Source organism: Microvirga roseola (assembly GCF_020866965.1).
Classification (GTDB): domain Bacteria; phylum Pseudomonadota; class Alphaproteobacteria; order Rhizobiales; family Beijerinckiaceae; genus Microvirga; species Microvirga roseola.
This window is the reverse complement of sequence record NZ_JAJATX010000010.1, coordinates 1-24,407: the sequence shown is the minus strand read 5'-3', so window position 1 is coordinate 24,407 and position 24,407 is coordinate 1. Positions and strand designations below refer to the sequence as shown.

Sequence of the window (24,407 nt, the reverse complement as noted above, 5' to 3'; positions counted from 1 at the left end):
GGGGCTCCATGAGCGTCACAGACTTCCTTTCCATTCAGCTTTATACCCTGCGCTCGATGGAGGACCTCGACCGCATCCTCGATAAGGTGGCCCAGGCCGGATACCGTTATGTGGAAACGGTCGGGTCGCATCTCGATGACGCCGCGAACGTCCGCTCCAAACTGGAGACCCGAGGGCTGCAGGCATCGTCCAGCCATGTCAGCATGGCGGCACTGCGCGAGAAGCCTGACGCTGTTGTGGAGGCTTGCCGCAATCTCGGCATTACGGACCTCTACATGCCCGCCGTTCCCCCGGAACAGCGCGACGTGGACGCGGATGGGTGGCGCTCGCTTGGACAGGAGCTCGGCCAGATCGCCGACCGTTTCCAAAGAGACGGAATCCGGCTCGGCTACCACAACCACCATTGGGAACTGAAGCCGAAGGACGGAAGCAAGACAGCGCTCGAGCTTATCTTCGAAGAAGCGGAAGGAAGTCCCCTCGCCTGGCAGGTCGACGTGGCATGGCTCGTGAGAGGCGACGTCGACCCTAAGGACTGGATCCAGCGTTATCGCAACCGGATTACGGCCGCCCACGTTAAGGACATCGCCCCGGCAGGGCAGAACGAGGAACAGGACGGTTGGGCCGATGTCGGCTCAGGCGTCCTGGACTGGCGCAGTCTGTGGCGCTCCTGCCGCGAGGCCGGGGCCAAGTGGATGGTGGTGGAACACGACAAGCCTGCCGATCCCGCCCGGACAGCCCGCACCAGCTTCGATTTCCTGCGCACCATCGAGGAATAACCGTCATGAAAACCCTGAACGTCGGCATCGTCGGGTGCGGCAACATCTCGGGTATCTACCTTCAGAACATCCCAGCCTATCGGGGGCTGGCGCTGCGGGCCTGCGCCGACATGAAACCCGAGGTCGCACAGGCGCAGGCCAGCCGATACGGCCTCGAAGCCCTCTCGGTCGATGAGCTTCTGGCACGCGAAGACATCGATCTCGTGGTGAACCTCACGATTCCCAGCGCCCATTTCGGCGTCTCCCTTGCCGCGCTCAGCGCGGGCAAGCACGTCTTCTCCGAAAAGCCCCTCGCCATCGATTTCGAGCAGGGCCGCAAGCTCGTCGACGAGGCGGAGGCCCGTGGCCTGCTGCTGGGCTGCGCACCGGACACATTCCTTGGAGCAGGAGGACGCCTCGCCCGCAATCTGATCGATGAGGGTGCGGTCGGACGCATCCTCTCGGGCTCTGCCACCCTGATGTCGCACGGCATGGAGCACTGGCATCCGGATCCGGAATTCTTCTTCAAGCCGGGCGGCGGGCCCATCCTCGACATGGCGCCCTATTACCTGAGCGCCCTGGTCAATCTCCTCGGTCCCGTTCAGCGCGTCTTCGCCATGTCGAGCATCGGGTTCCCGGAGCGCATCGTGACGTCGGATTCGCCCCGCAAAGGTCAGCGGATCACCGTGGAGACGCCCACGAGCGTCATGGCGCTTCTGGAATTCGCCTCCGGCGCCCAGGTCACCTTCTGCATGAGCTGGGACGTGTGGAAGCACGGGCATCCGGCCATCGAGCTCTACGGCACGGAGGGCTCCCTGCGCGTGCCGGACCCGAACTTCTTCGGCGGTCATGTCGAGGTGACCGAGCGCGGCGGGGACTGGCAGGCAAAGGATTCCGGCAATATGCCGCTTGGAGCCCCGAACTGGCGCTCGCCGAACTGGGCGCCGGATCTACCCTCGCGCGCCAACTACCGGGCGCTCGGCCTTGCCGATCTCGCCAGCGCCGCCCTCAACGGCACGCCTCACCGTTCCACAGGCCGTCTGGCGCTTCATGTCCTCGAGGTGATGCACAGCATCCTGGAAAGCGCCGCCACCGGACGCCCCATGGCCATCACGACCATGCTTGAACGCCCGGCGATCCTATCCGACGAGGAGGCAGCCGGCCTCTGGCAAGGTCCGCCTCACGCGGCTACGGCGGCCTGACGGGACGAGGCGCGTGACCATAGTCCAGTATGAACTGCAAGTCGCAATGGGAGCCTGCCGGTGCAGAGCAATGGCTCGATCCCCGATAGGCTTCCCGGCTTCCTGCTCAAACGGCCCGGCTATGGGTTCGGCCCGATTGGCCGAGATAGGCGTCGAACAATGAAGCCACGCTCCTGACGAGGAAGCGCGTGTCGTCGCTCACCGACAGGACGCTTCCGTCGAGACGGATGATGCCATCGCTCTCCAGCATCCGGAGCCGCGGGATCGACTGCAGGATGCTCTCCGGCGCCACGCCGTGCCGGCCACACACCTGCATCAGGTCGACCCGGAAATCGCACATCACGCGCTCGATCAGATCGGCCCGAAGCCGATCGTCCGCCGTCAGCGCATAACCCTTCGCAGTGGCGAGTTCGCCCTGCAAGATGCGCTCGGCATAGCGCCCCAGCACGACTTCGTTCTGGGCATAGCCCTGCGTCAGCCGCCCGATGGCCGAGGCGCCGAAGCCGATGAGAACGTCGCTCGGATCGGTCGTGTAGCCCTGGAAATTACGGTGCAGGCTCCCACCCACCTGGGCCTGCACCATGGAGTCCTCCGGCAGCGCATAGTGATCGAGACCGATCCGCCAGTATCCGGCGGCCACGAGCGCCTCGGCAATAGCCTCCGCCTGCTCGTAGCGGGCGGCCCCATCCGGCAGCATCGCCTCGTCGATCTTGCGCTGATGCTTCTTGAACGACGGCACATGCGCATAGCCGAAAACGGAGAAGCGCTCAGGCCGCAGCTCGATGCTCCTGTGCACCGTGTCGATGCAGGACTCGACCGTCTGGTGCGGAAGTCCGTAGATCAGGTCGAAGTTGACCCCACGCACGCCCGCGGCCCTCAGCCCCTCCGTCGCCCGAGCGGTCTGCTCGAAGCTCTGCACCCGGTTGATCGCGCGCTGTACGGCAGGATCGAAGCTCTGGACCCCCAGGCTCGCGCGGGTGACGCCCGCCTCCCCGAGCGCCGCAATCATGGCGCGGGTCAGGGTGCGCGGATCGATCTCGACCGCAATTTCCGTCTCCCGGTCGAGGGAAAACCGTTGTCTCATAAGATCGACCAGGGCGAGAAGCTCCGACGGCTCCATGACCGTCGGCGTGCCCCCGCCGAAATGCACATGCCGCACCGGCAGAGGAGTGCTCAGGCGATCCCCCACGAGATCGATTTCGCGGCGGAGAACCTCTAGGTAGTCGGCAATGGGGGCGTCCCGCTGGGTAATCGTGGTGTGACACCCGCAATACCAGCACATGGAGCGGCAGAACGGGACATGAAGGTAGAGCGACGCCGTCGCTCCGTCCTGCAAAGAGGCAAGCCACTCGCCATAGGCCTCGTGGCCGATCGCAGCGGAAAACTGCGGGGCTGTCGGATAGCTCGTGTAGCGGGGAAGCCGCTCCTCCCCATACCGCGCTCTCAGATCGTCTCTCATCATGCGTTCCTCAATGCGCCGGAACATCCTCACCCGGCCGCATCTGCGCCATTGGCGCCCATCCGCCGCATCTAACAGTGCCCACCCCTCGGTTCTTTGACCTTCCTCAATCCGAGCTGAGATCGGTGAGGCACGGGTGGAGATGGTTTGATCCAGATCAAAAAGACGGATTCAACTTGGGAAGCTTGGCCAGAAACACTTCGCAGTTTTCGCTGCGGGAGACTCGGAGCGCTATACCCATGGCCGCCCAGCACAACGCCCCTCCGATGGAGACCAAGGATGGCCAGCTGAAGATCGGCCATGGGTACGAACCCACTGCAAAGCGAGGTCTACTCTGTACGAATCGTGGAGTGCTCGATTGACCGGCGGCTCAACGCAACCGCCGCATGTCCGCCATCATGGCCCGCGCCGCGTTGTGGCCCGGTGCGCCCGTGACGCCTCCGCCCGGGTGCGTGCCCGCACCGCACATGTAGAGTCCTGTAACTGGAGCGCGATAGTCGGCGTGGCCCAGCATGGGACGGGCGCTGAAGATCTGGTCGAGAGTCAGGGCGCCATGGAAGATGTCGCCGCCGATCAGGCCGAATGTCCGTTCGAGGTCGAGCGGGCTCATAATCTGCCGGCCGACGACGCTCTGCTTGAAGCCCGGAGCATAGCGGTCGACAGTGGCAATCATGAGGTCCGCCACCTCCTCGCGGTGATCATCCCATGAGCGGCCGTCGGAGAGCTTGGGCTGCACATGCTGGCAGAACAGGCTCGCCACATGCGCGTCCTTGGGCGCGAGGGTGTCGTCCAAGGTCGAGGGAATGAGCATCTCGACCACGGGTTCACGGCTCCAGCCCGACTGTTTCGCGTCGTCATAGGCGCGATCCATATAGGCGAGCGATGGTGCGATGATGATGCCGGCCGTGTGGTGATCCGCCGGATCGCGACCCGGCAGGGCCGAGAAGCTCGGCAATTCGGAAAGGGCCACATTCATCCGGAAGGTGCCGGAACCGGATTTCCATCGGCGCATGCGGCTCAGAAAGTCGGCAGGAAGAACCTCCTCCGGCACGAGGCTGTCGAAGAGCAGCTTGGGATGGACGTTTCCTGCCACCGCCCGTGCCTTGATGGTCCGTCCGTCCTTCAGAACGACCCCTGCCGCCCTGCCCTTCTCGATGATGACCTCTCGAACGTGCGCATCGAGCTCGATTTCCACGCCGCGCTCGCGGGCGGCTTTCGCCATGGCCTGGGTGATGGCTCCCATGCCGCCGATAGCGTGACCCCAGGCCCCCTTCTTGCCGTTCACCTCGCCGAAGACATGGTGAAGCAGTACATAGGCGGTGTTTGGCGTATAGGGGCTCGCGAAGTTGCCGACGATGGCGTCGAACCCAAAAACCGCCTTCACGCAATCCGTCTCGAACCAGCCGTCGAGATAGTCGCCGGCCGACTTGGCAAAGAGATCGAGCAGCGCCCGGCGGTTTGCCATGGAGAGTCCGCGCAGGCGGTTCCCGGTGGACAGGGTGCGCCACCCCTCCGACAGCACCGAACGCCAGCCGCCATCGACCAGATTGGGAGGCTGCTGCAGGGTGAGATCCCGCAGCACGTCCGCAATGGCGTCGATCTCATTGGAATAAGCTTTGTAACGCTCCGCGTCGCGGGCGCTGTAGCGGGCGATCTCCGAGCGAGTAACGCCTTCGCCAACCTTCAAGTACTGTTCGTTCGGGAGAGGCAGGAAATTCGCCAGACGACGCTCGACGATCTTCAATCCATGACGCTGAAGATCCAGATCCCGGATGATCTTCGGATTGAGGAGGCTCACCGTATAGGAAGCCACGGAGTTGCGAAATCCTGGGTGAAACTCCTCTGTCACCGCAGCGCCGCCCACGACGGAGCGCTGCTCGAAGACTTTCACATTGTAGCCGGCAGCAGCCAGGTAGAATGCGCAGACGAGACCGTTATGCCCCGCGCCGATGACAACGACATCGCAACTCTCGGCCACGATCCCCTCCCGCTTCCCTATCGCTCGACCTTCATCAAGCACATCCTGGGCGCTTAGTGAATGATCTGGCTCAGGAATGAGCGGGCCCGCAGTTCCTTCGGATTGGAGAAGAACTCCACCGGCGTTCCTTCCTCTACGATCTCACCGCGATCCATGAACACCACCCTGTCGGCGACCTGGCGGGCGAACCCCATTTCGTGGGTGACGACTGCCATCGTCATGCCCTCTCCGGCCAGCTGAGTCATCGTGTCGAGTACTTCCTTGACCATTTCGGGGTCAAGGGCCGAGGTCGGCTCGTCGAAGAGCATGATGTCGGGCTGCATCGACAAGGCGCGCGCGATCGCAACCCTCTGCTGCTGGCCGCCTGACAGCTGCGAGGCATATTTTCCGGCCTGCTCCGGGATGCGGACCTTGCCCAGGTAATAAAGTGCGCGCTCCTCCGCCTCTTTGGTCGAGACGCCGCGGACGAGCCTTAGCGGGAGGGTGCAGTTCTCGAGAACGGTCAGGTGCGGAAACAGGTTGAACTGCTGGAACACCATGCCGACCCGCAGACGCACGGCCTCGACAGCCTCGGGCTTGCGCGTCAGCTGGATGCCGTCGACACGAATTTCGCCCTGCTGAAAACTCTCCAGGGCGTTAATGGTCCGAATGAGCGTGGACTTGCCCGATCCGGACGGACCGCAGATCACCAACCTTTCACCCCGCGCAATGGTGAGACTGACGTCCTTCAGGGCCTGGAAGGACCCGAACCACTTGGAGAGATTGCGGATCTGCACGGCGGGAGTGGCCGGGACCGGATCGGCGACCGGCTCGACGAGAGAGAGGCTGTTTCCCTGGACCATGACGCATTCTCCTCTCAAGCAAGACAGTTCGTGAACGGCGCATCCATCACCGGGTCTGGGCCCTGTTGAAGCGCCGTTCGATACGGGTCTGAATGAGTTCCAGCACGATGGACATGACCCAGTAGATAAGAGATGCGGTGATCATCATCTCTATGTGGCGGAACTCGGTCTGCCCCTGGGTGCGGGCGAGATACATCAACTCCCAGACGCCGACCACCGAAACGAGCGAGCTGTCCTTGAGCATTGCGATGAACTGATTGCCCGTGGGCGGAATGATGATGCGCATCGCCTGCGGGAGAATGATGCGGGTCATCGTATCTTTGGGCTTCAGGCCAAGGGCACGAGAAGCCTCCCACTGGCCCTTCGGAATGCTCTCGATGCCAGCCCGGAAAATCTCGGTCATGTAGGCGCCGTAACAGAGCGACAGGGCCATGATGCCCGCCGGGACCGCATCAATCACGTAGCCGAGTTGCGGCAGGCCCAGATAGATCAGGTAGATCTGCATGAGCAGAGGGAGGCCGCGGAACAATGAGGTGTAGAAGTTTGCGATCCCCAGGGCGATACCGTTGGACGACAGCTTGGCAACCGCACCGACCATCGCCAGAACGGATGCGATGAAGATCGAGACCGCGGAGACATACAAGGTGGTCGTGAGACCTTGCGTGATCAGGAACCCGATCTTACGGCCGATAAACTCGAAGCTCAGGTCGAAGGAATAGAAGAACACCAGGACGAGAAGCGCGAGCTCGGCCCAGACGACATAGACCTGATGCTTGAGGCTCAGCCGCAGCACCACGAAGACGTTGAGGGCAACGATCCCCGTCACCAGAACGGCGACAACAAGATTGGCGGCGAAGGGCGCGTCCGCGGCCATTCCAAGTGCCGAGGCCAGCATCTGCCCGAACGAGGTCGTTCCGGCCTGCACATAGAGCAGAAGCCCGAACAATGCGGCAAGCCCTGGGATGTAGACGGACGGCCGGGACAGGAGCCTCGGATAATCGACGTTATCTGCGTAGTGCATCGGCTTGCCCTTCCTTCAAACCTGATCCAGTCACGATGTCCTCAGGCCGACTTGCGCTCTCTAAAAAGATCGGCCGCCTGATAGGCCCAGTAAGTGAGCTGGGCCGCCGCCCGGCCCGCGATCCATCCGTTCCAGGCGAGGCCGAAGGGAGCGAAAAGCTTATAGCGGTCCGTCTCTCCGGCGACAGCCTCGGCGATCACGCGCCCGCCGATGGCGGTCGTATTCAAGCCATGACCTCCAAAGGCCGTGCAGTACCAGACCCCGGGTTGCAGCCGCCCGATCTGCGGCATCATATGGCGGGCATAGGACATCAGGCCCGACCAGACGATTTCGACCGGAAGGTCCTTCAGCTGCGGGTAGGTGGACACCATGGTCTTGTGCAGCAAGCGCCCGAGAAGCCTCGGCTCCGTCGTACGGGTGGTGATCTTGCCGCCCCAGAGGATGCGCTCGCCCCCGTCGACCAGACGGTAGTAGTCGCCGGCCCGCCGGTCGTCTCCAATAGCCACTTCGGTGCGGATCGCACTGGCGATCAGCTCCCTGTTGGGCTCGGTCAGCATCACATAGGTCGCAATCGGCAGATAGCTCCGCTTGAGCTGCGGCACGACGTTGCCGGTATACCCGCCCGATGCGAGCACCAGATGGTCCGCCTCAATAGATCCGTAGCTCGTCTTCGCAACCTTCGTCGGCCCATCCAGACTCGTTTCGACGACCGGAGAGCCTTCATAAATTACGCCACCCAGCCGCTCGATCTCCCTGGCGACTGAACGTGCGTAGTTCAGGGGGTGGAAGTGAAACGCGTTGGGGTCCAGGAGTGCCTGGTAATAGCGCGGCGAGACCAGAAGCTGCCTGACCTCGTCCCTGCTCTTGAACTCGACCTTGTAGTTGAACTCCTTCTCCAGCCAGTCGCGATGCGCCTTGAGATCGTCCGCCGCTTCATACCGTACGGCACCCATGATGCCGTGGACCGGCTTCGCGGCTTCGAGCGCAAAGGCCTTCACATTGCTCAGAACGTTGTCGGCCCCCTCGGTGGAAAGCCGGTGCAATTCCTTGGCGTGGTCGGGACCGACCATGCGCTGGACGTTTTTGTAGCGCGCTGCCCAGCCGGGACTGACAAAGCCGCCATTGCGACCCGACGCTCCCCAGGCGACGCGGTTGGCCTCAAGGACGCAGACATTGCGCCCTCGCCTTGCCAGTTCGAGTGCGGCCGTCAGGCCGGCCAATCCCCCACCCACGATGCAGACATCAGCCTTCACGCGACCTTCGAGAGCTGGTCGCTGGACGGCATCCGGACCAAGCGCCCGCCGATAGTACGTTTCGATATAGGACATGATGGTGCGATGTCTGTTCGTGGCTGGGAGATCGATCAGAGAAGCGAAGGGACTATTTGCTGTAGTCGCTGCCGTACCATTTGGTGGTCAGCTTGCTCAGCGTTCCGTCGTCCTTCATGCTCTTGATGATGCCGCTCAGCTTGGCAGTCCATTCCGGATCACCCTTGTCGGTCACCACCACGAGCGGCTCCTTGAAGGCTGCATCGCCCGGAAGGATCTTGATGGGGTAGCGATTCTTCATCGCGTTTCGCGCCGTCTGCTCCGGCGCGATCACCGCATGAATGCGCACGCCGTCGCCCAGACGCAGATCGTCGAACGGCAGCATCGAGTCGGCATAGGTCTTCACCTCGCCCGGATTGAGCGTGTACTTGATCGGCGGCACGTCCGGGGCATCGATTTCCAGGCGGCGGTTGATGTAGTCCTCCGAGGTGGTGCCGGTCTCCACGCCGATCTTCTTGCCGTTCAGATCATCGCGCGAGGCTGCCTTGCTGTCCTTGTGCACGGCGAACACATAGGGGCTGTAGTAGTACACGCCTGCGAAATCGATCACCTGCGACCGAGCCTTTGTGGGGGTGATGGAGCCCACGGCCACATCGAAGCGGCCATGCCAGCGACCGCCGGTCATCACGTTCCATTCGGGGGTCTCGAACGTCGCTTTCACGCCGAGGCGCTTGGCAATCTCGTTGGCCACATCGACGTCGAAGCCTACGAGCTTGTTGTTGTCATCGAGATAGCTCTGCGGAGGCCAGCCGCTGTTGGTCGCGACCTTCATCTCGCCGGCCTTCGTGACTCGGTCCAAGGTCGGGCCGGCCTGAGCCGTCGCGCTCATGGCGGCGGCAAAGCCCATCGCCATCACGGTGCTAAATACGAGCTTACGCATTCTTCATCTTCCCTCTGGTTTGGGTTGGACAGCAAGGCGATGGGTTTTCCCTAATTCTTGGAGCCGAAGCTCGGGCTCAGCCGCGCTGAGCGTCAAAGCAGGATTCCGCCGCACCATGCGGCGAAATTCCCGAACAAATTTCAGATCGCGAGAAAATTCCAGAGACGGAGCAGGAGACCTGCTCGTCGCGTGCATTCCGCATCTGCCAGGGCATCCTTGGCGCGCATCCGCCTTGCGGGTCGGCATGCTCCACGCGATCCGGTCCAAGTCGGTCGATGCGATCTGCGCTGCATGGCTCATGCTCAGAATCTCGCCAAAGACTAAAGTGCTTCTGCGCAGGTAAGCATGCCTAGGATCGGCCATTTGATCATCTAGACACTCCCTCGCGGCTTCCGCCTCTTATCGTTGTCTGACAGCAGACGACTTATCTTAGCCGGTGTCAAGACCGCTGACGTGAGGTGAGAGCATCCCTGCTCCGCTTTCAGGCAGAGAGAGCATTTCCTGTCTTGGGGAAGTCGTCAACGGCTCGATGCAGTCCTGACCGGCCTACCTTCGGACGGCAGGAAACAGATGGCCTGCGACGGCAAGTGCACACGCTGATTCCGAGGGCGCCGCAACTGAACATTGTTCACATCGCAGGGCGAGATTTGCCTACTTGCGCACGAAGCTGAAAGAGAAACGGCTGCCGCGATGATAATCCTTGGCATAGACCACCGGCAGTCCGGTCGGAGTGAAGGCGGTCTCCGTGATCAGGAAGGCCGGCCCGAAATCATGCAGATCGTTCCGCTCCCTGACTTCCGGCGGAAGCATGATGGAGGTGGCGGATGCCGTGGACATCCGGGGGCGCTGCCCGTGCCGCTCCAGCAGATCGAGAAGGGAGCCGCTCCAGTCGACATCGTACAGACGCTCCGGAATGATGGAGCGCGGGATATAGTCGACGCAGTAAACCAGAACTTCCTCGCCCTGCATCCGAAGCCGCTCGAGCCGCACGACACGCGCATCTGGCGCAAGGCGTAGCGCCGTCTGCACCTCTTCCGATGCCACCTCCTCGGAAATGGACAGCACCTTGTTTGTCGGGCGGTAGCCTGACCGATGCATCATGTCGGTGACGCTTTCGAAACAGGTGATCGGGCGCTCGACTTGAAGTGCCGCAGCAGCCGAGACGAAGCGCCCTTTGCCGTGCTTCACATAGATGGCACCGTCCTGCTCCAGAAGTTTCAGGGCCTCGCGCAAGGCGGGACGGGAGATCTGAAACTGCTTGGTAAGCTCCGCCTCGGTTGGGAGTTGGTCGCCCGGTTTCAGCCCCTGATCGCCGATCAAAGCACTGATCGCATCCCGCAGTTGCAGAACCAATGTTCGCTCATCGCGCAGCGGCGTAACCAGTGACATGTTCATTTCAGCCTAGATCGTGAAGCCAGTTGTCAGGCAACTCAAGCATTGAACCATCTTCATGACGCGCGCAAGTCGCCCACGGCAGCCCTCTGTCCGTCCATTCGCCACTGCCTTACCGAAAGCTGTCCTTGGCAGGCCAGCAGACTTCTCCCGAATGCAATTCGCTTGACACTCTCCAAAGGCCATGGCTTAGTTGTCAGACAACTGTCCGCACGGCCCGTTCAGGTTGTGCCCACAACATACCGAGAGATCCCGATGCTGAACTTTGACGAGAAGCGCTTCCTCCGTATTCAGTCCGGAGCGGTTTCCCATGCCGGCGGTATCTCTCGCGCCGTCCAGGAATGTCTCGGCAAGGGCGCCGAGAACCTTTTCTTTCTGGGCACGGGCGGCGCAGCGATCCTGATGACGCCCGCCTCCCAGATGCTTCAACGTCGGTCATCCTTTCCGACCTTCCTCGAAGTTTCGGCAGAGCTGGTCCTGACCGGCCATCAGGCGCTCGGCCCGAAATCGATCGCCGTCATTCCTTCCCTCTCCGGCACGACGAAGGAAAGCGTCGAGGCAATGGAGTACTGCAAGGCGAAAGGAGCGAAGGTCATCAGCCTGACGGGACACGGAGAAACCCCGCTGGCCAGAGGCGCCGATTACGCCTTCGTGAACTTCGCCGAGGACGATACCTCCTGTGAGTCGTTCTACATTCAGTCCCTGCTCATCGCGCTTGCTGTCATGAATCGGCGTGGCGAGTTCCCGGGCTATGAGGAAACCGTACAGGAACTGGTACGGCTGCCGCATGCGCTGCTGGCTGTGAAGCGCGGTTACGAGGAGCAGGCGGAACGTGTGGCCGAGGAAATCAAGGACGAGCCATACCACATCATCACGGGCGCTGGCTCCACCTGGCCGGAAGCCTTCTACTACGGCATGTGCATCCTCGAGGAGATGCAATGGATCCGCACCCGTCCCGTGCACGCATCAGACTTCTTTCACGGCACGCTCGAGCTGGTCGAGAAGGGCGTCAGCGTGATGCTCCTCAAGGGTGAGGATGCATCGCGCCCCCTGGTCGAGCGCGTCGAGCGCTTCCTCCCGGCCTACACGGACAAGGTCTGCGTGTTCGATACGGCCGAGTTCCCGCTCCCGGGAGTTTCCGATAAGGTACGGACCTTGATCTCACCAGTTGTCCTGGCGACCATTTTCGAGCGGATCAGCGCGCATCTCGAGGTGAAACGCAACCACCCGCTGACGACGCGGCGCTACTACAAACGCGTCGCCTACTAGGATTCAATGCCGCCCGATGGTTCACACGAGGTAGCTTGATGGACTCCTTCGACTTTGCGACCGTCGGCGACAATTGCATTGACCGCTTTCTTCCCCCGATCAGCCTTTCGCTGATCGGGGGAAATGCGGTCAATGTCGGCGTCCAGCTCAGCAGGCTCGGGCTCAGGACCGGTTATTTCGGTGTGGTGGGTCATGACGAAGATGGCCGCCGCATGCTGACCTGCTTTCGCGACAACGGACTTTATACGGATCACGTCCGGGTTCTTTCCGGCACGACCGCCTACACGAATATCGAGGTCGATGAAGCCGGGGATCGCACTCTGGCCTTTGAGGAGTTCGGCGTCTGCAGGGGCTACCGCCCAAGCGCTACAGACATGCAAACCCTGCTACGGATGCGCCATGTCCACATCGGCTGGCTCGACGATGGCGGCGCGACACGGCGCGCCTTGAGTGCCGCCGGCGTGAGTGTCTCGCAGGACATCTCCGTCAATGCCGAACCGGCCAATCTCGGCATCGAGGGTCTCACCATTGCCTTCGCATCCGCCGGAGAAGACATGTCCCGCGCCAAGGACCTGCTCCATTTCCTCCATGCGGGAGGAGCCAAGACCGCAGTGGTCACGTGCGGATCCCTCGGCAGCATCGCCTCTGACGGCACAGGGGTGGAATCGGTTGGGGTCAGGACGCTAGACGCCGTCGACACGACAGGAGCTGGCGACAGCTTCATCGCGGGCTTCATCTCGGAGTACGTTTTCGGGAAAGACCTGCAGACCTGCCTCGCCAAGGGCCGCGATGTCGCGGCCGAGACCTGCCGTCATGTCGGCGGCTTTCCGCAACAGGCGCAGTCCCTGGAATAGCAGACCCTCAAGAAGCACAGGGTCTCGGCGTCTATTCGGCCGCCTTCATTCCGCGCACAGCCCTCTCCGCCTCACGGGCGCGCTCTTCGTCGAGCCCATTGTCTCGCCCGAGATAGAGCGTGTGCGACGGGAGCGCGAAGCCAGTCCCGCTTTGCTCAACGACTTCCATGCAGCGAAGGAGCAGTTCTTCCTGGATCTCAAGGAACTCATCGTAATCCTTAGCATGCACATAGGCGAAAACCTCCAGGTCGAGGGAATGCGCACCCAACCGGATGAAACGGACGCGCGCCGGGTCAGGATCGACCTGAGGGTGCCTGAGGAGCATTGTGCGCAGTTCCTGCAGAAGAAAGCGGACCTGATCGGGACTTGTCTCGTACCGGACATTCAGGACGGGATGAAACCAGAAGCGGTCGCGTTTCGAGTAGTTCTCGATCTGAAGCGAAGAGAATTCGCCATTGGGGACCGTCAGGATCGTCCGGTCCAGCGTCCGAATTCGGGTGGACCGGATCCCTATTTCCTCCACTGTGCCGAGTGCCGAGCCGAACCGGCAGAAATCGCCGATCCGGACGGGGCGATCCGCAATCAAGGTCAGGCTTCCGATCAGGTTCTCGAAAAGCTTTTGCGCGCCAAGAGCAATGGCCAGACCGCCGATACCGAGAGCCGCCAGTCCTGTCGTCACGTCCACGCCGAAAGCCCCGAGGAGCGTGATCCCGAGAATGACGATGAGCAGCGCCTTGGCTGCGCGCTTTGAAAAGCTGACCGCGGAGTAGGCCGTCAGCTGCCCGCGCCTCGACATCCGGCCCAGCACGACGGCTCCGGCGGCATCGGCCGTGCGCCAGAGGAGCCAAGTCATGGCAAAGAAGCCGATGATCTGCCCGAGAAACACCACGCGGTAACGGGCGACGACTGATATGCCGAGAGGCTCGATACCAGCCCTGAAAACGAGCACAGCAACGAGGACACCGATGGGTCCGGCGCACGCTTCGAGATAGCGCGTCAGGTCCGTTTCCTCGCCACGACGGCGGAAGATGCGCAGGAGCGGGCCTCGCATGCCTGTCATGAGCAGCCAGATGAGTCCCGACGTCAGGCCGGCAAGAACGACAAGGGCCAGCCAGTGAGACGTCGGCACCCCGCCGATCGTGGGCCCCTTGGGCAGCCTGTCGACCAGGGAGGTCCCGGAGGTGTTGTTCTGAATCGACCGTGCAAGTGCCGGCACTTTCTCCAGCGTATCAGCGGAGACGTACCACAGGGGAACGCCGTCACGCTCCACGCGCCTTGCCAGCAAAGGGATCTCGCCGCCGGCTGCCCTGATGACGCCGAAGCGCTCGGCATTCTCCGCGAGATTGTCATCGAGCCGTCCGGCTGCCGTCGCACTGAGTTCGGCAGGTGTCGTGATAGCGCCGGATCGGTCGAGCACCTCCTGGAAGCCCTTGGCCAATTCCGGTCCTGAGAGGATGAAGCGCCCATTCCTGTCGCGGATCTGCTCAACCTCGAGGAATTGCGCGGCGCGCCCGTAATCCGCATCCGCAAGCGCACTGATCAGCCCCGACACGAGGCCCTGAGGCGTCTCGCGGCCGAGCGGATCCCGTTGCGTGGCGGCGGCCTCGTTTGCAGCAGATGCGGCTCCCGGCGTGGCAATGCCCTGCGGCCAAGCGGCTGACGTCAACAGCAGCAGGACGAGGGCCGAGAGGAGGATACGGGCGAGCGCTGTCACGCTCATCCCGTCCTGCGATTCAGCAATGAGCCTGCTCGGAAGGTTGGAAGGCGAATGCACGTCGATTCTCCTCTCAGCTAGGAAAGCCGCCGGGTTGTCCCGGCGGCTCGCTATGCGTGCGCCGCCCCCTCGGGAGCGGCGCAGGTCTAAGGGCGGCTCTTACGACGCGGCGCTCATCTCGCCCGTCAGCCAGTACTTGACGCGCGCCGGATGCTCGCTGATGTAGTTCTCCACAGCCTTGTCGACCGAAGTTTCGTTCGCATTGGACATGGCAGCCTCGAGCTCGTTCAGCGGCAAATGCATGCGCATCAGGAACTGGGCGACCTCCGGATAATCGCTCTGGAAGCCCTGGCGGGCGACTGCATAGACGCGCTCTACGCCACCGAGGGCATTCTTCGGATCGTCGAGGTAGCGCAGATCGTACTTGCCGAACATCCAGTGGGGGCTCCAGCCCGTCACCACGATCCACTCCTTCCGGCGGATGGCCCGGTCGAGTGCGGAGACCATGGCGGCATCGCTCGCCGTGGTCAGATCGTAGCCGCTCAGGTCATAGGTTTTGATCGCCTCCTTTGACAGGCGGGTAAGCCCGGCTCCGGGATCGATGCCCTGCACCTTCGCGTCCAGCTTCTCCTTCACCTCCGGCTTGGCCAGATCGGCAATGGAGGAAACCTGATCCTCCGGGATATAGCTCGGAACAACCCAGCCGAGCTTGGCATCGGTGTAGAGTACGCCGAGCGGCACGACCTTGTTGCCGACGCGCTCCCAGTAATCCTTATGGGTTTCCGGCAGCCAGGCCATCATCATGGCATCGATATCGCCCTTGGCGACACCCTGGTACTGCGGAGCGATATCGGTCTGAACGAGTTCGACCGTCTGCGAGTAGTTGTCCTCGATGAGCTTCCTGGCGAGTTTTGTGACGAACTCGGCATCGGCCCAGGCGGTCCAGCCGATCTTGACCGGCTTCTTCTCCTCCTGTGCCTGCAGCGTGCCCGCAAGGCCTGTGGTCAGGGCCGCCGCGAGGGCGATCCGGGCGAAGGTCTTGAGCATAGGGTTCTCCTTTTAGCTCTTGGGTTTGGTCGAACACCGGACCGCCTCCGGTCGGGTGTTCGGCGTCAGGCGCCTGCCTTGGCAGGCGCGGTCTCCATGTCGGCAGCTCCGTGAGCAACTGCGGCGCGGCGCGGCGCCAAGCGCGGAAGCTTCAGTGCCGCCGGACGTGAGAGGCTTTGCGTCAGGCGATCGAGGATGATGGCCAGGATAACGACCGCGAGACCGCCCTCGAAGCCAAGCCCGACGTCGAGGCGCTGGATGCCCGTCAGCACGGTGTTGCCCAGCCCTCCGGCGCCGATCATCGAGGCGATCACCACCATCGAAAGACCGAGCATGATGGTCTGGTTCACGCCGGCCATGATGGATGGCAGAGCCAGCGGAAACTGCACCTTGAACAGGAGTTGGCGGTCGGTGCACCCGAAGGCGAGGCCAGCTTCGACGAATTCACGATTCACCTGGGTCAGGCCCAGCGCCGTGAGACGCACGACAGGCGGCATCGAAAAGATCACCGTCGCAATTGTTCCGGGCACTGCGCCAAGACCGAAGAACATGGCGGCAGGAATGAGATAGACGAAGGCCGGCATTGTCTGCATCAGGTCCAGCAAGGGACGCGCACCGGCCGCCGTCATGGGGCTGCGCGCCATGAGGATGCCGAGAGGGATGCCGATCGTGATGGCGATGGCCGTCGCAGCCGTCACGAGGGCAAGCGTCTCGATGGTCTCCTTCCACAATCCCATGCCGACGATGAGAAGAAGCGCGGCACCGCTGGCAAGGGCGAACTTCCAGCCGATCCGCCAGAGAGAAAAAGCCGTGGCGGCGGCAATGAAGGCCCAGGACGGAAGCCAGAGCAAAGCGCTCTCGATGCCGTCGGCAAAGAAGCCGATCCCGTCCGCAATGGCATCGAGCGTCGGGGAAAAGTTGTCGAGCATGTATTCGACAACGGCGCTTGCTCCAGCGCCTATGCTGATATCGAAGTCCATGGATGTATCCGTTACGCGCTGCCGTTCAGCCGGCGCGGTCGAGGGTCATGAGGAGTGACGACTTGGAGATGGCGCCAAGATAGCGCCCTTTTGGATCCACCACCGGGACAGGCCAGCGACTCTCGGCAACGCGGCCCATGACCTGTGCCAAGAGCGTATCGGCATCGATAGGCGTCGTGTCCGGGAGGAAGGCGTTGCGATACGGATCCGGCCCGCCGGCGCGGACGGCATCGTTGAGCGAATCTGCGCTGACCATTCCCTGGTAGCGCTTGTCGCGGGCAATCACGATGGCCACGTCCCGGTCATGGGCGCGCATACGTTCGAGCGCGGCGTTCACGCTAAGGCCGGCCCGGTCGATCAGCGTCACCTGACTGTGGCGGGCGATGTCGCCGGCACGGAAGACGTGGCTGACGTCGACATTGCGGAAGAACGACCGGACATAGTCGTTGGCCGGGCTCATCACGATCTCTTCCGGCGTGCCCACCTGGACGACGACGCCGTCCTGCATGATCGCAATCCTGTCGCCGATCCGCATCGCCTCGTCGAGGTCATGGCTGACAAATACGATCGTGCGGCTTTTCTCGGCCTGCAGACGCAGGAGTTCGTCCTGCATTTCGGTGCGGATCAGAGGATCGAGCGCCGAGAAGGCCTCGTCCATGAGGAGGATCGTGGGTTCGTTGGCGAGCGCGCGGGCAAGACCGACGCGCTGCTTCATGCCGCCGGACAACTCGTCCGGACGGCTTGCTGCATAGCGGTCCAGCCCGACGGCTTCGAGAGCCTGTAGCGCCTTCCTGTTGCGCTCCGCCTCGGGAACGCCTGCGATTTCGAGCCCGAAGGCCGTGTTATCGAGAACCGTGCGGTTGGGCAGCAGCGCGAAACTCTGGAATACCATGCTCATGTCGCGCCGACGAAGCTCGATCAGGTCGCGCTTGCTCATGCGCGTGACGTCCTGACCGTCCACCAGAATGGATCCAAGCGTCGGCTCGATCAGCCGGTTGAGCAGGCGCAGCAGGGTCGACTTCCCGGAGCCTGAGAGCCCCATCACGACGAAGATCTCACCCTCCCGGATGCCGAAGCTCGCGTCGTTCACACCGATGGTGCAGTGCGCCTCCTCCTGGACGGCATCCTTGCCCTGCCCTGCCCGGATCAATTCGACGGCATGAGCCACGTCCGCGCCGAATATCTTGAATACATTGCGCAGCGTGATCTTTTCAGCAGCAATTCCGGCTACACCATCACCGCGCCCAGTAACGTCTTCAATAATCATCAATACCCCGTTTCCCCTCTCTTAAAGATTAGGGGATGCCTCCATTGTGTATTTGTCGACCATGGAAATAATTATAGGATCAGAAGCGATAATATCTACGCACCGCAAAGGATAGGCATTTGGACATGTCAAGCGAAGCGCCCGAAGTTTATCACTTCTGTAGCCTCACCTATCTAGACCGCTCAGCCCGAAAAGCCAACCCCTTGGACACGAATTGGCTACATTCCTCAGTTAGCCACCTTCGTCCACTGATAAGCCCAAGGCGTACTTTAGGTTAGAAAACAGCAAGTTAGTGCTGATAGCCGCGCCTCAGGGCCGGCACGAGATTGCATTGAAGCCTGGCCACTGAGACGGAATGACAATGCTTGGCACCCTACGTCCGGTTCTGGCTCTCCTCTTGGCCGTTTTCCTGCTCATGGTCGGAAGCGGACCCCTCAGCACGGTCATCAGCGTTCGCCTGGAGAGTGCCGGAACCGTTCCGGCAATAATCGGCTTCGTGATGTCGGCCTATTTCGCGGGCCTGACGCTCGGCTCGCTCTTTGCCTACCGGATCGTGACCGGCTACGGCCATATTCGCGCATTCACCGCATTCGCCTCGGCCCTTTCAGGCATATCCCTGATCTATGCTTTGCATCTCGACCCGCTGCTTTGGGCCGTCCTGCGCCTGCTCGATGGTTTCTGCATGGCAGGTTTGTTCATCTGCGTCGAAAGCTGGCTCAACGAAAGCACGACGAAGGCCACGCGAGGAAAGGTCCTGGCCTCCTACATGATCTGCCTTTACTCGGGTCAAGCGGGCGGCCAGTTCATGTTGAACGTGCAGGATGCATCGGGCTACCTCCTGTTTATCCTCGTTTCCATGCTGATTTCCTTTGCCGCCATACCGGTGGCTCTGACCCGTGTTGCCCCACCGGTCCTACCCCATGTGGAGGGCCTCAGCTTCCATCGGCTGTACCGGGCCTCGCCGTTGGGTATCGTCGGCACCGTTGCGAGCGGACTGGTCCTGGGCTCGCTTTACAGCCTTGGGCCTGTCTTCACGAGCGGGATCGGCTTCGACCTTTCGCAGACCGGGTTGTTCATGAGCACCGTGATCTTCGGTGGAGTGCTGCTCCAATTTCCCGTCGGTCGCCTGTCCGATATCTTTGACCGCCGTCTCGTTATCGTCTGTGTCCTCGGAGCGATGGTTCTGGTCAGCGCCGGCACTGCGGCCGTAGCGGAATCGGGAAACATCCTGCTCTACTTGGCAGCCCTCGTGTTCGGCGGCGTCTCGTTCGCCCTCTATCCCCTATGCGTCGCACACACGAACGACCACCTCGACGCCGCTGCGCGCGTGTCCGCCAGCGGGGGCCTGATCCTCGCCTACTCGGCAGGCGCAACCGCGGGACCGCTCCTCTCATCGATGACAATGACGCTCACCGGAGCTGCAGGCCTGTTCGCATTCACGACCGTGATCAGCGGTCTTGCGCTGATTTACGGCCTATGGCGCATGCAGGTGCGCCCCTCACCGCCAGCCGAACAGCAGGGTCCCTACCAGATGCTGCCGCGTACAACGCCTGTGGCCGCACCTCTCGACCCACGGGCGGGGCAAGAACTCTAGTGAATGCTCATGGAGTTCAGGCACGTGGTCTCTAACCGCCATCAGGATACCTGGAGCGAGCGAGAGGCATCTTCATTGGTCGCCACGCGCTTGGCTGCCACCTCCTCGATGTGACGCCTGATCGCAGGATGTTGCGCCAGGAATCCGTTGAAGTCCCGGACATCCAGGCGGAGCAGAAAGCAGTAGCTGATCGCGTGCACGTCCGACTGGCGTGGCAGTCCCGTGAGAAGAGCAATCTCGCCCACGAAGTCGCCGCGGCCCAAGCGGATCTTGTGTCCGGGGATACTCACCTCCACAGCGCCCGAGGCAATGAAATATACGGCATCGCCGGGGTCGCCGCGTCGGATCAGGCGCTCGCCGGGCACGGCGAAGATCGAGCGAAGACGCTTGGCCAGGGCCGCGAGCTGTTCCTCCGTGAATGCGGAGAACAGGGGCAGTTGCGCCAGAAGCTCAGGCGCATTCAACGCAAGGTCGAGCCGGGGCTGGATCTCCGCCTTGCGGCGCTCCTCCTCCACCGAGCGGCGCAGATTGGCGTGAAGCTCGGGACCGATCAAACCATCCGCCAGGAGCACATCATACTCGAGTTCCTCCTGCCGGAGCGCAGTCTTGCGCAGCAGGCGACGTTCAAGGGAGTCGGCGTAACTCGGGTACTGGAGACGCAGCGCCTCAAGGGCGCCGTCGATGGCTTCCCGCCTCCGCGCCAGGATCTCCCCCAGCACCTCACCCACGCGCGTACCGAGGATCGGCACGATCTTGCGGTCGACGAACGGAGCCAGTTCCTCCACGATGATCTGGGTCGCAAACAGGATTTCGAAGCGCCTGGCGAGGAGATGCTCCAAAGGCCCACCGACCTTGAGGCGACGGTGAAGGAACTGAGCGACATCGAAGCGCCAGCCGAAGGCGAGGGTCTGCCTCACCGCCTGCTGGTATCCCGTCCGCCCCCCTGCCCTGGCCTTGTCGAGAAACAGTTCGGCCTGGGCCAAAAGGGACTGGACGAGGGCTGCGGAGACCGTCCGGTCGCGGTAGTGCTCCAGGATCACGTCCCTCTCCCGCCCCGCCAGGGTAACGAGGCCGATGGACAGCCGATCGAGGTCGGAGAGGCCCTGCCTTTGCTCGGTTTGGATGGCGGCTGCATCGATCCGCTCGGCATAACGGCGGGCCTCGGTCAGGGCCGTCGCAGAGCCGACCCGGTACAGTTCGGCGACGTTCTCGACCGTCTCCCGCACATTCTCCAGCGCGACGGCGAGCACCTGCCCGCGCAACGCCAGATCGCGAGGAGAAAGCCGGTCCAGGCCCAGCCACTGGATGAGCCGGCGCATTGTGGTGCCCTGGACGAGAAGAGTGAACAGCACGAAACCGGTCGCCAGGATGGCCACGAAGCGATGCACCTCCTCCGAGAGGGCATAGTTCTCGGTTATGGCGAGCGCCAGGGCCAATGTGACGGCTCCCCTGAGACCGCCCCAGAGGATCACGAACCGGTAGGACCGACTGACGGGCGGAGAGAGCTTTAGTAATGTTAGCAGCGGCAGGATACCGAACAGGACGATCACCCGTGCCAGCAGCGCCGCCCCGGCAACCAGAAGAATGAGCGCCAGATCGATCCATGAGAACTCCGCCAGGAGCTGCGGCACGAGGATAGCCGCCAGCACGAACACCAGGGAGCTGGCCCAGAAGGCGACCTGCTCCCAAACGCCGGTGAGGTAGCTCCAGCCATCGGGCGAGGCGCGGGCCGGCCCCAGAATGTTGAGGGTCATGCCGGCCACAACGACGCCGATCACGCCCGAGACCCCGAGGAGCTGCTCCGCAATGAGGTACACGAGGTAGGGCAAGGCGAAGCTGATCGAGACCTTGGCGGGCTGGTGGTCGGGTATGGAGCCGATCAGCCAGGCCGCCACGCGGGCGCCAACGTACCCGACGAGAGCGCCGAGGACGAGGGTGCGGGCAAAGGTCAAGCCGGCCTCCACCAGATCGAGCGATTGACCGGCGGCCAGAACCGCGAGGAAGACGCTGAACAGGGTGATCGCCGCCGCATCGTTCAGCAGGCTCTCGCCCTCGACCAGTCTCCCGAGACGCGCCGGCGCGCCGATGTCGCGAAAGATGCCGACCACGGCAATGGGATCGGTGGTTGCCACGATGGCTCCGAGCAGGAGGCAGACGACGAGTGGCTGGCCGGCGACCGGAGCAAGGGCGAAGCCGATGATCACGGTGGCGATGAGCACCGCGAGCACGGCCAGAACCAGGATCGGCACCCAGTCCGGCGCCATTCGCCTGACGTCGAGGGTCAGCGCCGTCTGGAACAGCAGGGTAGGCAGGAAGACATAGAGAAAGACGGTCGAGCCGACCGGGAAGTCGAGCACCGCTCGGGCCACATCATTGAAGGCATTGGTGAAGTCGGTGTACCAGAGGAAGCTGGCCGCGGCGCCGATGACAATGCCGATCACGGCCAGAAAGACGCTGAAGGGCAACCGGACGATGCCGGCCAGGGGCTGTGCCAGGCTGACCACCACCAGAAGAACGGCGAGCACCGCGAGGACGATTGGCAACTCCAAGGTGGTACACGCTCCCATAAGGTTGGCGGCGAGGGAATGACAACCTTGTAGGGACTGGACCCTGACCCGTCCATAGGCCGGAGGGAAGTGCACGCCGATCCGGCATCAGTGGACGAACGCCGAGGCGACCACCCGATCCGCATCGTTTCACGGTCAGGCCAGTTCGTCTGCCACCCCAGCCTGCGCATGAGGTGCTTTTCTCCCTCGAAGATCCCCATGGCGACGACACCGAGCACCACGATCAGGATCCCGTTGGCCAGGCTCACCGGTCTGGTCGCGAAGAGCTGCTGCATCGGCGGGAGATAGGTAAAGGCAATCTGGGCAGCGACCACGACAGTAATCGCGATTAGCACGGGCTTCGTGCCAAGGGCGCCGCGCCACGTGAACGAGGTCATGTGCAGGTAACGGACATTGAAAAGGTAGAAGATCTCGAGCACCACGATCGTGTTCACCACCATCGTCCGGGCCGTTTCAAGTCCGAGGCCCTGACCCAGGGCATAGAAGAAGATCGAGAGGGCGCCCGCGACGAAGACCAGCGATACGAACGCGATCCGCCAGACTAGGAAAGGCGAGAGCAGTCCAGCCTTGGCCGGGCGCGGCGGACGTCGCATGACGTTCGGCTCCGGTGGCTCGAAGGCCAGCACGAGACCGAGCGTGACAGCCGTGATCATATTGATCCAGAGGATCTGGGCCGGGGTCATCGGCATGGCGAAATTGAACAGAAGTGCGGCGACGACGGTCAGCACCTCGCCGCCATTGGTCGGCATCGTCCAGGCGACGACCTTGCGGATGTTGTCGTAAACGGTCCGCCCCTCGTGGACCGCCGCGACGATGGAGGCAAAGTTGTCGTCGAGGAGAACCATCTGCGCCGCCTCCTTGGCGGCCTCCGTTCCCTTGCGTCCCATGGCGATTCCGACATCGGCCTGTTTCAGCGAGGGGGCGTCGTTCACCCCGTCGCCCGTCATGGCAATCACCGCGTCGTCGGACTGCAGGGCGCGCACGATGCGCAGCTTGTGCTCAGGGCTGGTCCGCGCAAAAACGGTCGTCTCCTCGGCAACCGCAATAAAGTCCCTGTCCGGGACCTCGTCGAGTTCGCGGCCTGTCATGACCCGCGGTGCCTCGCCGAGGCCGAGTTGACGCGCGATAGCAGCCGCGGTCGCTCCATAATCGCCGGTGATCATCTTGACCGCAATCCCGGCCGAGCGGCATTCGGCAATGGCCGCGACCGCCTCATCCCGCGGCGGGTCTATGAATCCGACAATCCCGAGGAAGGTCAGGTCGCCATTCGTATCCGCAAACGAGAGCCGCTCCGCATCCTGGGGCGCAGGCTTGATGGCAAAGCCGAGGACGCGCTCGCCTTCCGCCGCTGCGGAGGCGATCCGGTTCGCCCAGTAGTCGCGGTCGAGCGCCGTATCGCCATCGTTTCCAGCCTGCTGGGAGCACATGTCGAGCACGCGCTCGGGCGCCCCCTTCACCAGAATGACCTTCTGTCGGAAGGGAGCATGATTCAGCGTGGCCATGAAGCGATTCTGGGCGTCGAACGGGATCTCGTCGACGCGGGCCCACTCGGCGCGAACATTCCCCGGGTCGAAGCCGGCCTTCATGGCAAGGGTCACCAGCGCCCCCTCCATCGGATCGCCCTCGACTCTCCATGAGTCGTCCGACCGGCGCAGATGCGCATCGTTGCACAGAAGCCCCGCATGGATCAGCGAAAGAGCGGGGCCATGCTGTACAGCGGCGTCCGTCCCCTCCCCGGCGAAGAGACGCTCTCCTTCCGGCGCGTAGCCGGAGCCTCCGACGAGGACCTCATCCGCTGCGGTCACGATCCGACGGGCCGTCATTTCATTGCGCGTCAGGGTTCCCGTCTTGCCGGAGCAGATCACGGACACGGCCCCGAGCGTCTCGACCGCAGGGAGGCGGCGGATCACTGCGTTGCGCGCCGCCATCCGCTGCACGCCGATGGCCAGAGTGATGGTGATAACCGCCGGCAGTCCCTCGGGAATCGCGCCGACGGCAAGGGCAATCACGGCGATCAGGGCCTCGGGCCAGGCAAACTGCCGGACATATACGGCAAACAGGAAGATCAGAGCCGCTCCGGAAATCGCAACCCAGGTGAACCGCCTTCCGAAACGGTTGATCTGGCGCAGCAGCGATGTCGTCAGCTCCTCGACGCCGCTCAGAAGCGTGCTGATCCTCCCGATCTCGGTCGTGACTCCGGTAGCCACGACGATGCCTAGCACTACAGTTGCACCTTTCGTTTGCGATGTGAGGCTTGC

General features: G+C 62.7%; 18 protein-coding genes. 5 read left to right on the top strand and 13 right to left on the bottom strand.

The features are described 5' to 3' along the window. Nucleotides 1-8: 8 nt before the first annotated feature. Both LG661_RS08745 and LG661_RS08740 read left to right on the top strand, forming a co-directional pair. Nucleotides 9-776 carry a sugar phosphate isomerase/epimerase family protein gene (locus LG661_RS08745; protein WP_230531494.1) on the top strand — a complete coding sequence of 256 codons (768 nt, stop codon included), beginning with the start codon at nucleotides 9-11 and terminating at the stop codon, nucleotides 774-776. Nucleotides 777-781: 5 nt separating this feature from the next. Further along, entirely contained in the window at nucleotides 782-1,957 is a 1,176-nt protein-coding gene (locus LG661_RS08740) for a Gfo/Idh/MocA family protein (RefSeq protein ID WP_230531493.1), read from the top strand. A 106-nt stretch (nucleotides 1,958-2,063) separates the two neighbouring features. On the opposite strand, the gene hemN is transcribed toward LG661_RS08740, so the two are convergent. From hemN to LG661_RS08705, 7 genes are all read right to left on the bottom strand, one after another. Next, nucleotides 2,064-3,416, bottom strand: a complete 1,353-nt coding sequence (hemN, locus tag LG661_RS08735) for an oxygen-independent coproporphyrinogen III oxidase (RefSeq protein WP_230531492.1) — start codon at nucleotides 3,414-3,416, stop codon at nucleotides 2,064-2,066. 370 nt (nucleotides 3,417-3,786) lie between these two features. Further along, entirely contained in the window at nucleotides 3,787-5,397 is a 1,611-nt protein-coding gene (locus LG661_RS08730) for a phytoene desaturase family protein (protein WP_407666688.1), read from the bottom strand. A gap of 50 nt (nucleotides 5,398-5,447) precedes the next feature. Beyond that, the gene (locus LG661_RS08725; protein WP_230531490.1) at nucleotides 5,448-6,236 is read right to left on the bottom strand and encodes an amino acid ABC transporter ATP-binding protein; all 789 of its coding nucleotides are present in this window, start codon (nucleotides 6,234-6,236) and stop codon (nucleotides 5,448-5,450) included. 46 nt (nucleotides 6,237-6,282) lie between these two features. Then, nucleotides 6,283-7,257 (bottom strand): amino acid ABC transporter permease, encoded by a 975-nt coding sequence (locus tag LG661_RS08720; protein WP_230531489.1) that lies wholly within the window; start codon nucleotides 7,255-7,257, stop codon nucleotides 6,283-6,285. Nucleotides 7,258-7,298: 41 nt separating this feature from the next. Beyond that, nucleotides 7,299-8,585: an NAD(P)/FAD-dependent oxidoreductase gene (locus LG661_RS08715; protein ID WP_230531488.1), complete on the bottom strand. Its 1,287-nt coding sequence runs from the start codon at nucleotides 8,583-8,585 to the stop codon at nucleotides 7,299-7,301. A gap of 52 nt (nucleotides 8,586-8,637) precedes the next feature. Further along, on the bottom strand, nucleotides 8,638-9,465 hold the full coding sequence (locus LG661_RS08710) for a transporter substrate-binding domain-containing protein (RefSeq protein ID WP_230531487.1): 828 nt from the start codon (nucleotides 9,463-9,465) through the stop codon (nucleotides 8,638-8,640). A 651-nt stretch (nucleotides 9,466-10,116) separates the two neighbouring features. Further along, nucleotides 10,117-10,848 carry a GntR family transcriptional regulator gene (locus LG661_RS08705; RefSeq protein ID WP_322098849.1) on the bottom strand — a complete coding sequence of 244 codons (732 nt, stop codon included), beginning with the start codon at nucleotides 10,846-10,848 and terminating at the stop codon, nucleotides 10,117-10,119. A gap of 264 nt (nucleotides 10,849-11,112) precedes the next feature. Here LG661_RS08705 and LG661_RS08700 point away from each other — a divergent pair, with 264 nt between their 5' ends. Together LG661_RS08700 and LG661_RS08695 are read left to right on the top strand one after the other, a co-directional pair. Further along, complete coding sequence (locus LG661_RS08700; protein WP_230531485.1) at nucleotides 11,113-12,126, top strand: SIS domain-containing protein; 1,014 nt, start codon at nucleotides 11,113-11,115, stop codon at nucleotides 12,124-12,126. Between the two features lie 38 nt (nucleotides 12,127-12,164). Next, on the top strand, nucleotides 12,165-12,980 hold the full coding sequence (locus LG661_RS08695; RefSeq protein WP_230531484.1) for a PfkB family carbohydrate kinase: 816 nt from the start codon (nucleotides 12,165-12,167) through the stop codon (nucleotides 12,978-12,980). A 31-nt stretch (nucleotides 12,981-13,011) separates the two neighbouring features. On the opposite strand, the gene LG661_RS08690 is transcribed toward LG661_RS08695, so the two are convergent. From LG661_RS08690 to proV, 4 genes are all read right to left on the bottom strand, one after another. After that, entirely contained in the window at nucleotides 13,012-14,754 is a 1,743-nt protein-coding gene (locus LG661_RS08690) for an inorganic phosphate transporter family protein (RefSeq protein WP_230531483.1), read from the bottom strand. 99 nt (nucleotides 14,755-14,853) lie between these two features. Continuing rightward, nucleotides 14,854-15,741: a glycine betaine ABC transporter substrate-binding protein gene (locus LG661_RS08685; protein WP_230531482.1), complete on the bottom strand. Its 888-nt coding sequence runs from the start codon at nucleotides 15,739-15,741 to the stop codon at nucleotides 14,854-14,856. A 65-nt stretch (nucleotides 15,742-15,806) separates the two neighbouring features. Continuing rightward, on the bottom strand, nucleotides 15,807-16,721 hold the full coding sequence (locus LG661_RS08680; RefSeq protein WP_230531481.1) for an ABC transporter permease: 915 nt from the start codon (nucleotides 16,719-16,721) through the stop codon (nucleotides 15,807-15,809). A gap of 25 nt (nucleotides 16,722-16,746) precedes the next feature. Continuing rightward, nucleotides 16,747-17,988 carry a glycine betaine/L-proline ABC transporter ATP-binding protein ProV gene (proV, locus tag LG661_RS08675; RefSeq protein ID WP_230531480.1) on the bottom strand — a complete coding sequence of 414 codons (1,242 nt, stop codon included), beginning with the start codon at nucleotides 17,986-17,988 and terminating at the stop codon, nucleotides 16,747-16,749. A gap of 355 nt (nucleotides 17,989-18,343) precedes the next feature. On the opposite strand from proV, the gene LG661_RS08670 reads away from it, so the two are divergent. Beyond that, nucleotides 18,344-19,582, top strand: coding sequence for an MFS transporter (locus LG661_RS08670; RefSeq protein WP_322098847.1), 1,239 nt, complete (start codon nucleotides 18,344-18,346; stop codon nucleotides 19,580-19,582). A 41-nt stretch (nucleotides 19,583-19,623) separates the two neighbouring features. Here the strand turns inward: LG661_RS08670 and LG661_RS08665 are convergent, their stop codons facing one another. Both LG661_RS08665 and LG661_RS08660 read right to left on the bottom strand, forming a co-directional pair. After that, nucleotides 19,624-22,131, bottom strand: a complete 2,508-nt coding sequence (locus LG661_RS08665) for a cation:proton antiporter (RefSeq protein WP_230531479.1) — start codon at nucleotides 22,129-22,131, stop codon at nucleotides 19,624-19,626. Next, nucleotides 22,020-24,407, bottom strand: a 2,388-nt coding sequence (locus tag LG661_RS08660) for an HAD-IC family P-type ATPase (protein WP_230531478.1), incomplete at its 5' end; no start/stop codon positions are given. The genes LG661_RS08665 and LG661_RS08660, both read right to left, overlap by 112 nt.